The organism is Brevundimonas sp. (genome assembly GCF_027487935.1).
In the GTDB taxonomy this organism is placed as follows: Bacteria; Pseudomonadota; Alphaproteobacteria; order Caulobacterales; family Caulobacteraceae; genus Brevundimonas.
Genome location: NZ_JAIYCP010000022.1, coordinates 75,528 through 88,315, shown reverse-complemented (window position 1 = coordinate 88,315; position 12,788 = coordinate 75,528). Strand labels below are relative to the sequence as shown.

Annotated in this window: 11 protein-coding genes; 4 read left to right on the top strand and 7 right to left on the bottom strand. The window is 63.7% G+C overall.

Going from position 1 to position 12,788, the window contains the following annotated elements:
• The first annotated feature begins 214 nt into the window (after positions 1-214).
• Positions 215-3,871 (top strand): hypothetical protein, encoded by a 3,657-nt coding sequence (locus Q0053_RS08810; RefSeq protein ID WP_298098932.1) that lies wholly within the window; start codon positions 215-217, stop codon positions 3,869-3,871.
• Positions 3,872-3,882: 11 nt separating this feature from the next.
• Here Q0053_RS08810 and Q0053_RS08805 read toward each other — a convergent pair whose 3' ends face one another.
• The 7 genes from Q0053_RS08805 to Q0053_RS08775 form a co-directional block, all read right to left on the bottom strand.
• Entirely contained in the window at positions 3,883-4,956 is a 1,074-nt protein-coding gene (locus Q0053_RS08805; protein ID WP_298098930.1) for a hypothetical protein, read from the bottom strand.
• Positions 4,957-5,214: 258 nt separating this feature from the next.
• Positions 5,215-5,598 (bottom strand): copper resistance CopC family protein, encoded by a 384-nt coding sequence (locus tag Q0053_RS08800; protein WP_298098927.1) that lies wholly within the window; start codon positions 5,596-5,598, stop codon positions 5,215-5,217.
• 346 nt (positions 5,599-5,944) lie between these two features.
• A complete protein-coding gene (locus Q0053_RS08795; RefSeq protein WP_298098925.1) occupies positions 5,945-7,216 on the bottom strand; it encodes a copper resistance protein B in 1,272 nt (423 codons plus the stop codon).
• A complete protein-coding gene (locus Q0053_RS08790) occupies positions 7,213-9,024 on the bottom strand; it encodes a copper resistance system multicopper oxidase (RefSeq protein WP_298098922.1) in 1,812 nt (603 codons plus the stop codon). The genes Q0053_RS08795 and Q0053_RS08790 overlap by 4 nt, the downstream gene beginning before the upstream one ends.
• Before the next feature lie 138 nt (positions 9,025-9,162).
• Positions 9,163-9,720 (bottom strand): RNA polymerase sigma factor, encoded by a 558-nt coding sequence (locus tag Q0053_RS08785; RefSeq protein WP_298098919.1) that lies wholly within the window; start codon positions 9,718-9,720, stop codon positions 9,163-9,165.
• A gap of 9 nt (positions 9,721-9,729) precedes the next feature.
• The gene (locus tag Q0053_RS08780) at positions 9,730-10,170 is read right to left on the bottom strand and encodes a Spy/CpxP family protein refolding chaperone (RefSeq protein WP_298098916.1); all 441 of its coding nucleotides are present in this window, start codon (positions 10,168-10,170) and stop codon (positions 9,730-9,732) included.
• Positions 10,167-10,445 carry a hypothetical protein gene (locus Q0053_RS08775; protein ID WP_298098913.1) on the bottom strand — a complete coding sequence of 93 codons (279 nt, stop codon included), beginning with the start codon at positions 10,443-10,445 and terminating at the stop codon, positions 10,167-10,169. The genes Q0053_RS08780 and Q0053_RS08775 overlap by 4 nt, the downstream gene beginning before the upstream one ends.
• A 124-nt stretch (positions 10,446-10,569) precedes the next feature.
• On the opposite strand from Q0053_RS08775, the gene Q0053_RS08770 reads away from it, so the two are divergent.
• Genes Q0053_RS08770 through Q0053_RS08760 form a run of 3 tightly spaced genes read left to right on the top strand, consistent with a single transcriptional unit; the run spans position 10,570 to position 12,733 of the window.
• The gene (locus tag Q0053_RS08770; RefSeq protein WP_298098910.1) at positions 10,570-11,724 is read left to right on the top strand and encodes an acyltransferase; all 1,155 of its coding nucleotides are present in this window, start codon (positions 10,570-10,572) and stop codon (positions 11,722-11,724) included.
• Complete coding sequence (locus Q0053_RS08765; RefSeq protein WP_298098907.1) at positions 11,721-12,194, top strand: DUF411 domain-containing protein; 474 nt, start codon at positions 11,721-11,723, stop codon at positions 12,192-12,194. The genes Q0053_RS08770 and Q0053_RS08765 overlap by 4 nt, the downstream gene beginning before the upstream one ends.
• A 47-nt stretch (positions 12,195-12,241) precedes the next feature.
• Complete coding sequence (locus tag Q0053_RS08760) at positions 12,242-12,733, top strand: nuclear transport factor 2 family protein (protein WP_298098904.1); 492 nt, start codon at positions 12,242-12,244, stop codon at positions 12,731-12,733.
• Positions 12,734-12,788: the final 55 nt, after the last annotated feature.

Genomic DNA, 12,788 nt, shown 5'->3' with positions numbered 1-12,788 from the left:
CCTGCTCCCGCAGGATCCCGATGATCTGCTCTTCCGTGAACCTTGATCGCTTCATTCTGTCCGTCCTTTCGAGGGGCGGACTCTAGCTATTCTTGGAGGAGTTTCAGGGGGTCACGTCATCGGCGAGGCAGGGTCTGGAAAATCTGCGCTCCTGTCTGAGCTTACTGAGCGGCTCCAAGACGACGGCATTACGGTTTTCGGGATCAAGGCTGACATGCTCCCGGCCGAAGTTCTGACCCCTTCCGATCTTTCGCGCGCTCTTGGTCTTCGCGGAGACCTTGAGGCTGAACTGCAACTGCTCGCCGGAGCAGGACCTGTCGTTTTGGTTATCGATCAGCTGGACGCCGTGAGCGATGTGATGGATCGCACCTCGCAGCGCATGAAACTGTTGTTGAGGATTGCGAATGGATTCCGAAGAGACCGTCGGTTCGAAGACGGTCCCCCTGTCCATGTGTTGGTGTCGTCCCGCCCGTTCGAGGCGGCTCATGATGGCCGGTTCCAAAGCCTCGGCGCGGAGACAATCAAGCTCAACCTGCCATCGAACGAAAGCGTCCAGGAGCTTCTGTCGGGCTTGGAGATCGACGCCCAGACGGTCCCTGATGGCCTTCGGGAAACGCTGCGACGGCCATTTGCACTTCGGCTGTTTGTCGATCTCGTCCGACGTGGTGTCGATGTCAGCAAGGTCACGGCCTCTGAGTTGCTTAACGAATGGCTCCGCTCGGCGAATCTCGGAGATGCCTCAACTCGACCAAGGGTGATCAGTTTCCTCGAACGTCTGGCGTCGTCGATGACAGAGACGGAAACGCTCTGGCGCGCTGCGGACACATTTGACGCTGAAGCCGGCGATGTTGTTTCGATCGCCGAAGCCTCTGGGCTGGTCATACGGCAAGACGGTCGCCTCGGCTTCAGCCACCAGTCCTGGCTCGATGACTTCCAGGCGAAGGGTTTCGCGAACGGCGCCGAAATTGCCGATTTCGCGTGGGACCGTCAGGACGGACTGTTCGCACGGGCTACGGTTCTAAGGGCTCTGGAGCGCCAACGCAGATATGATGTCGGTGCCTATGAGGCCGCGCTCGACTTGCTGCTTGGCGATGCCAAGACGCGCCGCCATTTGCTTCATCTGGTCATCGATGTGGTCGCGAGCCAGGATCAGCCAACATCGCGAGAACAGGGTTGGGTTCAGCGTCTGTTTCAATCCGATGTGCCGCTCACCCGTCGGGCTGCGAGCAAGATCGCTGATCGATGGATAGGGTGGCGATCAGCATTGAAGCCGCTTTTGCCAACCATCATGCGATCGGCTGATCTCAGGTGGACATCCGTCCGGCTAGTGCAGGCCGAAGCCGCTATCGACCCCGCAAGCGCGATCTCGATATTACGAGAGGAATGGAGCGAGCCTGACGCCGACCTGGACCTTTTCCAGGCTGTTTGGCGTGCGAAACTCTGGGATCCTTGGGTCGCCACGCGGATACGAGACATCCTGGGCCGGCACAGCGTCCAGGACTTTGCCGTCGCCCAGTATATCGAGGATCTCACTGAAGGTGGGCGGCCGGACGACGCGATCGGGCTGCTGACCACCTATCTGGACGCCACGCCGGTCGCTGACCGGCGGCGTCTCCGACTTCATGGGCTTGGAAAACTTGTAAACGCCGCTCCCCTGAAGCTCGCCACAACCCTGACGCCCTGGTTTGTCGGCCTGGTTGAGGGAGCAGAAGAGGTCTCTCACGTCAGGTCTGAGTTTCCGTCTTCCCATGCTCTTCCCTTCGATTGGGATCGCGATGAGCACGAGGACAGCATCTACAGCGCGTTGAAGACTGCCCTCTCCCTTGCAGTCCAGTCTGATCCGAAGGCCGCAGCGGCCATTCTGGACCAACTGGCTGGAACTCCGGTGGCGGAGGCACAGGAACTGGTTGCTGACGCTTACGCGGAAAACCCTGAAGTCTATGCTGGCGCAGCTCTGGATTTCTTGCTCGCAGATACCCGGCGGCTCTCGGTTGGCGAAGGCATTTTCGACGACGAGGAGGGATGCAGTAATCATGTGCAGGGTTATTCGTCGAAGCAGTTGATATCAGCCATCGCGCCCTACCTGGATACGGGCGACCTGTTGCGGCTGAAGACCACGATTGAAGGGTGGGATCGCTATCTTCCCGACGCTTGGGATGACTGGAGCGCGGCCGACCGGAAGCTGCGAAGAGGCTGGGTCGAGGAAGCGCGTCTTGGCCTACTTGAACGCCTTCCTTCCGAGCTCTTCACTCCGCGTGAGCGGCGGCGCATGCGGGAATGGAGCGCACAGCAACCTGTTCTGACCACGAAAGGGCGAATGATGGCCCATTTCGTCGGCGCTCCGATGTCTGCGGACCAGATGTCCAAGGCCAGTGACGACGATCTCATGGGCCTGCTGGACGAATGTTCTGACGGCACCGCTTGGGGTGATAGGCGGGGTGAGCGCCGACGCCATATCTCCAAAAGCGGTGGCTCGATCCAGGTTGGGCGTGAGTTCGCGGCGTTGGGCAAGGAGGATCCTGCGCGGGTGCTTCGTCTTGTCCGGGAACGGCTGTCCCCTGATCGACACCAGGAGGCATCCGGGAGTGCGATCAATGAGATCAGCGGAGTGGAGACCGTCGATCCCGCTGTGCTGATCGAGCTGATACACGATCTCTCGGGCCGAGGATTTCAGGGTGAAAGCTGGCGCCGCGACGCCGCGTGGGCATTCCAGAAGCTGGCCCGTCGAATGGGCGGACTCCAACCCGCCGACCTCAGCTTGTTGGAAAGCTGGATCGTCGATGACGCGGATCTGGCCCGCGATCGCATCGCTCGCCGCCTGAACAACGAGGCCGCCAATCGTCAGCTGAACAAGAAGAATGACGACGCCCAGCCCGCGACGGCTCTGATCTTCGGCCATGGCTTCGGGAGAGGTTTTGGCATTCTGCCTCAGGACAACTACGCATTTCTCAGCGCCATCGCTGCGGGAGTGCTCAGTCGCGATCCGCCGGATTGTGACGCTTGGCTGGAAGTTCTGGAGCGTCATGCCAGCCGCGCGGACGACCCGCACATCTGGCAGACCATTCTCGCCTACCATGGCCGAACGCTCTTCTGGGCAAACCGGCCAAGAACGCTAAAGCTCTTCAACACCCTTTGGGATCGGTTCCCGGCTGCCTTTACGGCCATCGTTGGAGGAAGCCTTTGGTGCTATCGTTCCATGATCCCGGAGGCGGTTCAGACCGCCATGCTGGAGGCGTGGATCGCGGGGGGTGACACTACAAGCGCCCAAGCCGCCGGAGAGTTTGCAGTCGCCGCGATGGTCGTCGGTGGGGATGACGATGTCCTCGCGCCCTTGGCAAAACAGATCATGGATGGCCCGCCATCAGGTGAACGCCTCGGAGGTTTGTTCGCCGCAGCCGCCGCGTGGCGACAGAATGCCGGAAGCCTGCGGGAGCGATCCCACGCGCTACTGTTGAGGTTCGCAGAGGCTGCGGCCGGAGATGAAGCCGAGGCTGTTTCCACAGCTCTCGATGGGGAGCGGACATTGCTGCCCGACACCGCCACGAGCGAGATGCTCAACATCGCATTGAGCAATCCGCGTGTTTTACTCGCCGCGCTCAATGGCCGGCTCGCCGACGCCTTGCAGGCCCTCCTGCTACACCCTGGATTTGAAGAGGTCGTTCTGGCCGTGGCCGAAGCAGCAGCCGACACATTGGTTGCAGATCGCAGCGGTGGCGGTCGTGGTGTCGAAAGTGACTTCGTCGCGATCGCCATCGCACTTCAACGCACGCACGGCGCCCAGCGGGCACGTGCCATGAACCTATACGAACGGTTCCTGGACGCCGAAGTTTACGGTGCCAACGAAGCGGCGGCGGCGGCATTGAGAAACTAGCTGGGCCAGTTCTAACCCTCATCGAAGTCCCAGACGTCTCCGATCTTCCATCCTCCGAACGCATCGGAAAGCACCCTGAGGTTCGGCTCCGGGTCAGCGGGCACCGGGCACAGGATGCCGAGCGGGCGGACCCGATCAGCGACCTTCCTCACATCGCTCGCGGAGGGGCCGGCATTCCTCGGGAGATGGACCTCCGTCACAGCCCAACCGATGTCGAACCGCCTGAGCGCGAACACGATATTCTCGGGTCGCCAGTGGACCAGGGACCAGATGCCCGAAAGCGATCGGGGCATCACGCGTTCCACGTCCAGGCAATTCCCCATCGCCATGCCGATCTGCTTCGCGTTCTCGCCATCGACGCGGTCGAGATCGGGTTCGCTATCCGTCGGGAGGGCGTGCTCGGGTTTGGATTGACGAAGGAGCCTGTAGAACCAGGGCTGAAAACCTTCGCGCCCTGCCGCGAAGGCAGCCGAAATGTCGTCGTCGGTCAGGTGGACGTTCAGCCGCCGCGCAGCCGCCGCCTGAGCCTCGGCCACCAAGGCAGTCTGCACAGAATGAAATCGGGTCAGGGCGACCGGGGTGAGAAGCGCGACGTCCTGGAGGGCGAGCGCCGCCTCGATCTTGGTTTCGTTCAGCCCCCCAACTTGCTGGAGAGACCTCGCGCGCAATCGGTCGCGGGGATCGTTCGAACTGAACACCCGATGCAGGTGCGCATAGAAGGCCGGATAGGCCGGCGCCTCGCCGTGAAGCTTGCGCAGCACGCCGAGATAGCCAGGGGGACAGGAGTGGAATGCGGCCTCAATCAGCTGTCGCGCCGACATCGTGATGGAAAGTTCGGCGAACCCAAGGATCAGATCGGAGGCCGATGCGTCGAGCCAGTCAGCCGAGCCCGTCGCCCGGACAAGGAAATCAGGATCGTCGATCGCCCCGATGGACAGCGCTGCCCAGCAACCCTGTCTCCAGGCCAACCGGGCACGGCACATGCGCCGCATGAACCCTGCCGCGACCGCGTCAATCCGGTCCGTGAGGTCCAGGACCCATCCACGAGGAATGGGGAAGATGGCGTCACCGGGCAGTCGCCCCATGAAGCCGTCGTCAGTATTTCCCTGCATATCCGCCCTCCAGCGAAGGCGGCGAGCCCGATGCTCAGCCGCTTACTGGGAAGCGGTGAGCCAGCAGGATCGGCAGGATTTCGGACGAGTTAGCCATACGCACAATCTTCTCACGGATCGCCAATCCGTCAAGAAAATCAATGGCCCAGCGCGAGCCGGATACGGGCCAGCCAAATGATGCATGCGATTACCACGATCATCATATTTGACCGCGCCGGGTATCGCGCCCGGCTAGTGAACCATGAAGCTGATGGAGCCGGACATGGTGTGACCATCCGACCCAACGGCGGTCCAGGCCGCAGCGTAGGTTCCCGGCGCAAGACGCGGCAAGGCCACGCCGACCGTCGCGGCTGGCGGTGTGTCGGGAGCGGTCACAACGATCGGGGCCTGACCATCGGCGGCCAGGGTCACGGTTTTCAGGATCATGGGATGCGGGAAGGTGGCGGTGAACCGTTCCGGCGATCCGTGGGTCATGGCGCCATTCGCCGGCGTGGTGACGACCTCCGAGGGGGCTGAAGCCTGGTGTTGCATGCCGGCGTGGCCGGCATGCGGGTCCTGGGCGGCGGAGGTGCCGGCGAAAGCCAGGGCGGCGGTAAGGGCCAGAGTGCGCATCATGGGGTGAGTTCCTCTCACTGTTTGGGGGTCGCAGGCATGGCGGACATGTCGTGTCCGGAATGGTCGGTCGGGGGCTCCGTGGTAGGCGGGGGCGGCGGCGCGCTCGGAACCGGGGCGTCCACTTTCGCGGCAGGTCTCACGCGAACAGCCTGCGGGTGGCTCGGCGAAGGCGAAGCCGGAGTAGTCGCAACACTCTCCGGCTCGGCAACGACTTGCGGCGCCGGCTCGGCTACGGGCGCAGCGTCCTCTGCTTGCGCCGGGGTCGTTGGCTGTTCCGTCGGTTTGCACGCGAAGAGGCCGAGCGTAGCGATCAGCGGGATCAGTCTGTTCCTCATTGGTGCACTCCTTAGAACCAGGCCTTGAGGCCGACGACGAAGCGGGTCTCGTCCGCCTCGCCACCACGGGCTTCGATGTAGTCGGCGGTGTTGCCGAATGAACGACTCCACTCGAAGCCGACGTAGGGGGCGAACTCCTTGCGGACCTCGTAGCGCAGACGCAGACCGACCTCGATTGAGCTGAGGCCCGAGCCGATCTCCAGTTCGGGAATATCACTGGCCGAGGCGTCGACTTCGAGGCGGGGCTGGAGGATCAGGCGCTGGGTGATCCGCTGGTCGTATTCGGCCTCGACACGCGCGGTCAGGTCGCCTTCGTTCGACAGGAAGGCGGCGGCGTCGATCTCCCACCAATAGGGGGCGAGACCCTGGAGACCGAGCACCAGGTGAGTGGTGTCTTCGGTGTCCGGACGGAAGTCCTGGCGCACACCGACCTGAACGTCCCAGAAGGGCGCGATCGCTCGGCTGTAGAGAGCCTGTATTTCGGCCTGCTCCAGTTCGCCGCCGAATTCGCCTTCGCCTTCGGTCTTCCACCAGAAGCGATTGATGTCGCCGCCGCTCCAGCCCTGGACGTCCCAGAGATAGGTTTCGTCATCGTCGCCGAACCCTGCCTCCAGCCTGTCGAAGACAACGGCTGTGGTGCGCACGTCTCCATTTTCGTGGATCAGCGTCTGGCGCGACGCGGCCATCGCGTTCGCGCCAAAGACGAGATCGGCAGCGTGGACCGGTCCGCTCAGGGCGGCGGCGGGAACGGATGGTTCAGCAGGGCGGCCGGGAGTGTCAGCACTGGTCGGCACGTCGGGCGGTCCCATGCTCATGCCCGACATGTCGTGGCCGGCATGGGGATCGGCTGGAACAGGGTTCATGGTGGACATGTCGTGTCCGGCATGCGGGTCAGGCTGCTGGGATGGCATCTGGTGGCCCGCATGGGGGTCCGCAGTTGGTGGCGTTTGGGCCGGCGGCATGTCGTGCTCGGCATGCGGGTCAGGCTGCGCCGGAGCCATTTGCGACATGTCGTGACCCGCATGAGGGTCAATGGGCGCGGACTGGGATGGCATCTGATGGCCAGCATGGGGGTCCGCAGCCGGTGGCGTCTGGGCCGGCGGCACGGTGTGTCCGGCGTGGGGGTCCTGTTCGGCCGGCTGCGCAGGCGTTTGGGGCACGGGAGCAGGGGCGGGCCGCGTCTGCGCTGGCATGACATGGCCTGCATGTGCGTCCTGGGCGTGGGCGCTCAAGGCGCTTCCCGCCAGGATCAGCGGAGCGAGGGCCAAGGCGAGACGATTCATGACGCGGCTCCGTCCATGGGCCGCACGGTGACAACGTTGAACATGCCAGCGTGCATATGCATGAGCATGTGACAGTGGAACGCCCAGTCGCCTGGCGCGTCAGCGGTCAGATCGAACGTCACCTTGCCGCCGGGCGCGACATTGACCGTGTGCTTGAGCGGTTGATGCCCGGCGGGACCGCCAGTCACCAGTTCGAAGAAGTGGCCGTGCAGGTGGATGGGGTGGGCCATCATGGTGTCGTTCACCAGGGTCACCCGCACCCGCTCGTTACGCTCGAAGCGGATAGGCTCGACCAGTTCGCTGAACTTGCGGCCGTCGAAGCCCCACATGAACCGTTCCATATTGCCGGTCAGGTGGATTTCCATGGTCCGCGACGGCGGGCGCTGGTCCTTGTTGGGAGTGAGCGAGACTAGGTCGGTGTAAACAAGGACGCGGTGATCGACGTCTGCCAGACCAATTGGACGCTCGCCCAAACGGTTCGTGGGCGACATTGCGACCATGTCCACGCCGACGCCGACCGCCATGTCAGGCGGGGCGTTCTCGGGGTCGCGCATATTCATGCCGGCCATGGACATCCCGGCCATTTCGCCCGCCCGCGCCACGCCCTGGGCCGGGGCTCCGTGGTCCATGCCAGTCATCCCGCCGTGGTCCATTCCGGACATGTCGCCCATTGAGCCATGATCCATCCCGCCCATACCCATGTCGCGCATGGTCAGGTTCGGGACCTCGCGCAGAGGCGGGACCTCGGCGGTCATGCCGAGGCGCGGTGCCAAGGTCGCCCGACCCATGCCGGAGCGGTCGATCGCCTCGGAAACGATGGTGTAGGCGCGATCCTCGGTCGGCCGCACTATGACGTCATAGGTCTCGGCCACTGAAATCTGGAACTCGTCGATCTCGACCGGCCGAACGTTCTCGCCATCGGCCTGGACCACGGTCATCGGCAAGCCGGGAATGCGGATGTTGAAGATCGACATGGCCGATGCGTTGATGATGCGCAGGCGAACCCGCTCGCCGGGCCGGAACAGACCGGTCCAGTTCTCCTGGGGACCGTGGCCGTTGATCAGATAGGTGTAGGTCGAGCCGTTGACGTCGAGGATGTCGCGCGGGTCCATCCGCATCTGGCCCCACATGCGGCGCTCCTCCAGGCTCATCCGGTCGCTACGATCCAGGAACCCCGCCAAGGTCGTGCGCTGCTGGTTGAAGTAGCCGGGGCTCTTCTTCAGCTTCTCCAGAATTTCGTGCGGGTGCATGAAGCTCCAGTCCGAAAGGACCAGGACATGCTCCCGGTCATAGGCGACCGGATCAGCGCCCGCCGGGTCGATGACGATAGGTCCATAATGGCCCATCGCCTCCTGGAGGTTGGAGTGGCTGTGATACCAGAAGGTCCCCGATTGCTTGATCGGGAACTCATAGACGAAGGTCTCGCGGGCCTTGATGCCGGGGAAACTGATGCCGGGCACGCCATCCATCTGGAACGGGACCAGCAGGCCGTGCCAGTGGATCGAGGTGTCTTCGTCCAGGGTGTTGGCGACGGATAGACGGACGTTCTGGCCTTCCCGCAGTCGCAGCAGCGGGGCCGGCAAAACTCCGTTGACGGTCACCGCATGCCCGGTGCGACCGCCTACCGTGAAGGGCGTGTGTCCGACCGTCAGGTCAATGTTCGGACCGGTCATCGTGGGCAGGTCGGCTCGCAGACCCGCCGAGCCCGACTGCGCCCAGGCCGGCAGCAGACCCTGCAAACCCAACAGGCCGCCACCCACAGCGGCGCCTCGAAGAAGCGATCGGCGATCGAGGCTTGGCATCGACATCTAATGCAATCCTTGGCGGGCTTGTTGGGGTGCTCCCTCAGATACGCATCCCCGCGACCCATCCCTTGCGGCAGGTCGCCGCAGCACGGGGAGCGCATACGTCTGGACCTTCCCCTCATGGCAAGGTCAAGCACCCGACTATCGTTCTGGTGTCAGTTTCTCTGCGAGCTTCCTGCGAGCGCGCGCGATCCGCGTTTCTACGGCCTTGGGTGTGATCCGGAGGATGTCGGCGACCTCGGCATGAGACCTCCCGTCAAGGGTCGCGAGCAGCAGCGGAGCCTTCAGGGCGTCGGGCAGGTCCAACAATGCCCTTTGCAACTCTACGGCCCGGCGATGATCGTCCAGCCGGGCTTCGGGTATGGGCGTCTCGTCACCTATTGAGACGGCCTCCGGAGCGTCGAGGCCCATCACGCCCCGCACAACCCGACGGACCGCGCGACGCCGGCTCCAGTCGCGGCACTTATTCAGCGCGATGGAACGCAGCCAGACATCGAAGGGCCGCCCCGGATCATATCGCCGCATCGCCAGCCAGGCGGATGCATAGGCCTCCTGAAGCACATCATGGGCCTCCGCCTCATCGCCGACGTATCGGCGGATGAACCGATACAGATCGGCCTTGGTGGCGGCCATCAGGCTGGTGAAGGCGGCTCGGTCTCCGTTTGCGGCACGGACTTCTATGGTCTGTTCGATCTCCACGCGCCGCGCTTAGTCGGCATCGTCGCGAAGGCCCTCGACGACAGCCGCGTCGAAAACTTCGGCCTGGGCCGGGGTCAAGACCGATCTCATCTCGAAAACGTGGGTGATCGTCGCCTTCTGAAGATCGCCCATGGCTGTATGGAAATGATCGACGGCCGCCTGAACCTGAGGCGTGTCGCCGTCACTCGCGGCGATCGCGGCGGCCAACTCGCGGTTGGCGGCGCGAACCTCGGCTTCCAGAGCCGGTCGGCGAGCCGCGAAGCGGGCTTCGATGACGTCGAGTCGGCGATCCTGTTCCGCGCTGAGATTGAGCTTCTCATGAACGACACTGTGCAGATTCGGGGGTTGCCGTTCCCGCATGATCCAGGTCGCGCTGACCCAGGTCGCCGCACCGCTGGCCATTGCCGCAAGCACAGCCGTGACCACGATCGACTTCCAGCTTGCTGTCATCCGCGCACATCCAGTCCAGAGAGAGGCGACAAGCCCGCCGACACCGTGAAAATCCGCATCTCAGACGGCTCGGGACGGGGAGCGAAAAGCATCAGGCCCCCGTTCATGCCGCCCACTGCCAGGGCCACAGCCACGGCGGCTACCCGGACCTGGCCAATACGAGCCCGATCCCTGTGCTCGGCGACCCTCGCCCAGACGGCCGCCTCCACGCCCGCAAGTCGCACCGCGTCGACCGGTTCGACCACCCCGATCAATCCATCCATGTCGTCAGTCATCACACACCTGCGTCACGCCCCATCTGCCATACGCGTGCGGTCCTCGATCCCCTCATGAGGGGACGACCCGGCACACGCGTAGATACCAGAGAACGACCGGGCAGCGGTGTCGAGGGGGATCGATGTGAGCGACAGCACAGGCTCCGTGCGAGTTCCATTTCCGGACGTGCTGGATCCGCTCACGGGCGTGAGGTTCTTCCTCGCCCTGGGGGTCGTGCTGTTTCACTTCCAGCTCTACTGGACCTTGCCGCCGGAGAGTGCTGGCCTGTTAAATCGCGCCCGCTTGGGCGTGGACGTCTTTTTCATCCTCTCAGGCTTCATCCTGACGCATGTCTACCTGCAAGGAGACAAGGCGCCGGACTACGGACGGTTTCTGGCCGCACGGTTTGCGCGGATTTACCCGGCCCACCTGTTTATCCTTCTCGCCATGCTCGGGCTGGTGCTCGTCGCCCCCGTATTCGGCATCGGGCTGGAGCCGGGCCGGTTCAATCCCGCCGATTTCGTGGGCACGCTGTTGCTCGTTCAGGCCTGGTTCCCCCGCGATACCTTGGCCTTGTGGAATGGGCCGGCATGGTCGCTGTCTGCGGAATGGTTCGCCTACCTGGCGTTTCCAGCCTATGCAGCGCTGGCGCTCCGATTGCGCGCCAGGCCGTGGGTTTTGATCGCCTTGGCCATAGCGTCGTTCATCGCGCTCGACGCCTTTTACCGCGTCCAATTCGGCCGGGTCTTGCCTCGGGCTGAAGATAGCCTCGGCATCCTGCGTATCGTCCCTGAATTTCTCTATGGGGTCGGGCTCTACTATCTCGGCCAGCGCTGGATGCCCTCACGTTGCCTGTCGGCCATCAGCGCCTTGGTGGCCACAGGCGGCTTGCTGGGCCTCATGCAGTTGGGCGTGGACGATCGGATCATCGTCGCGGCTTCCGGTCCCTTCATCCTCTCGCTCGCGTTACTGGCGAAGGCCGGCGTGCGCACCGTCTTGTCTCATCCCGCCATCCTGTTCGCGGGTGAGGCCTCGTTTGCCCTCTATCTTGTTCACATCCCGATTCTCATGGTGTGGCGTAACGCAGTGCAGGCGGTCACGGACGTGCCCGGAGGTTACCGAATGGGCGTTGTCGAGCTGGCTTGGTTGTTGGCGTTGACGCTCGTTGCCGCCGCCGCCATCCATGTCTTCGTTGAGCGCCCCGGCCGAGGATGGCTTCGGAGACGGATGGGACCGCCGCGCGTCGATCCCGCCGAAGCCAGGCGAACCGTTCGCAGCGATCAGGGAGAACCACTTTGAAACCCATCTGGAACCGGCGTCTGCTGCTCGGCGCCACTGTTCTTGTCGGCATGACCGGGACGGCCTGCGCTCAGGCTCGGCCGTCAAGAAATCTCACGGTCTTCAAGACACCAACCTGTGCGTGCTGCGACGCGTGGATCCGACACATGCGCGATGCGGGCTTCAGCACAACGATCACGATCCTTCCCAGCCTTCAGTCTGTGCGAAGCAGCCGGGGGATGCCGGATGCGCTGGCGTCCTGTCACACAGGGCTGATCGACGGTTATCTCGTCGAGGGTCACGTGCCCGCCCAGGATGTCATTCGCCTGCTCGCTGAACGACCGGCTGCAATAGGTCTCGCCGTGCCGGCGATGCCCTTGGGCTCGCCGGGTATGGAAACGCCGCAAGGACACCGGGAGCCATACGAGACGCTGTTGGTGCTCCGGTTCGGCGCCACCCGCGTGTTTGCTCGTCATAACCAACCAGCCTGATGCGGGTCACATCCCGTCCACCCACACCACGAAATATGGAGCCTTCAATGTCCCGTCGTTCTCTTGCCCTGGCGCTGTCGATTGCCGTTCTCGCGGCAACACCCGCATTGGCCCAGGATCACGCCCACGGCCATCAGGCCGCCGCAGGATCGATCGCTGCCGAAGCGACTGACGCGGCCGGCGTCGTCGATGCATTCCACGCCGCGCTCAAGGCGGGTGATACGGCTGCCGCACTGGCTCTGATGGCGCCGGACGTCATGATCTTCGAGGAAGGTGGTGCGGAACGGTCCCGCGATGAATACGCCTCGCACCATCTCTCATCGGATGCCGCCTTCGCCGCCGCGTCGGAAGCTACCGTGGCGCGCAGGTCAGGCTGGGCGGAGGGCGACGTCGCCTGGATCACCAGCGAAGGCCGCACGACAGGTCAGTTCAATGGCCGTGTAGTTGACCGTCTGACGACCGAGACCATGTTGCTTAAGCGCCACGCCGACGGCTGGCGCATCCACCACATCCACTGGTCGTCGCGTGCGCCTCGTTAGTCACTGTAAGGACCCATGGCGATCGCTGGGGCCGAGAAGATTGAGCACGGTCCCC

Bases quoted from the DNA above. Each gene is read 5' to 3' on its own strand.
- Q0053_RS08810 (WP_298098932.1), top strand. From the start codon at position 215: ATGCTCCCGGCCGAAGTTCTGACCCCTTCCGATCTTTCGCGCGCTCTT.
- Q0053_RS08805 (WP_298098930.1), bottom strand. From the start codon at position 4,956: ATGGGGCGACTGCCCGGTGACGCCATCTTCCCCATTCCTCGTGGATGG.
- Q0053_RS08800 (WP_298098927.1), bottom strand. From the start codon at position 5,598: ATGATGCGCACTCTGGCCCTTACCGCCGCCCTGGCTTTCGCCGGCACC.
- Q0053_RS08795 (WP_298098925.1), bottom strand. From the start codon at position 7,216: ATGAATCGTCTCGCCTTGGCCCTCGCTCCGCTGATCCTGGCGGGAAGC.
- Q0053_RS08790 (WP_298098922.1), bottom strand. From the start codon at position 9,024: ATGTCGATGCCAAGCCTCGATCGCCGATCGCTTCTTCGAGGCGCCGCT.
- Q0053_RS08780 (WP_298098916.1), bottom strand. From the start codon at position 10,170: ATGACAGCAAGCTGGAAGTCGATCGTGGTCACGGCTGTGCTTGCGGCA.
- Q0053_RS08775 (WP_298098913.1), bottom strand. From the start codon at position 10,445: ATGACTGACGACATGGATGGATTGATCGGGGTGGTCGAACCGGTCGAC.
- Q0053_RS08760 (WP_298098904.1), top strand. From the start codon at position 12,242: ATGTCCCGTCGTTCTCTTGCCCTGGCGCTGTCGATTGCCGTTCTCGCG.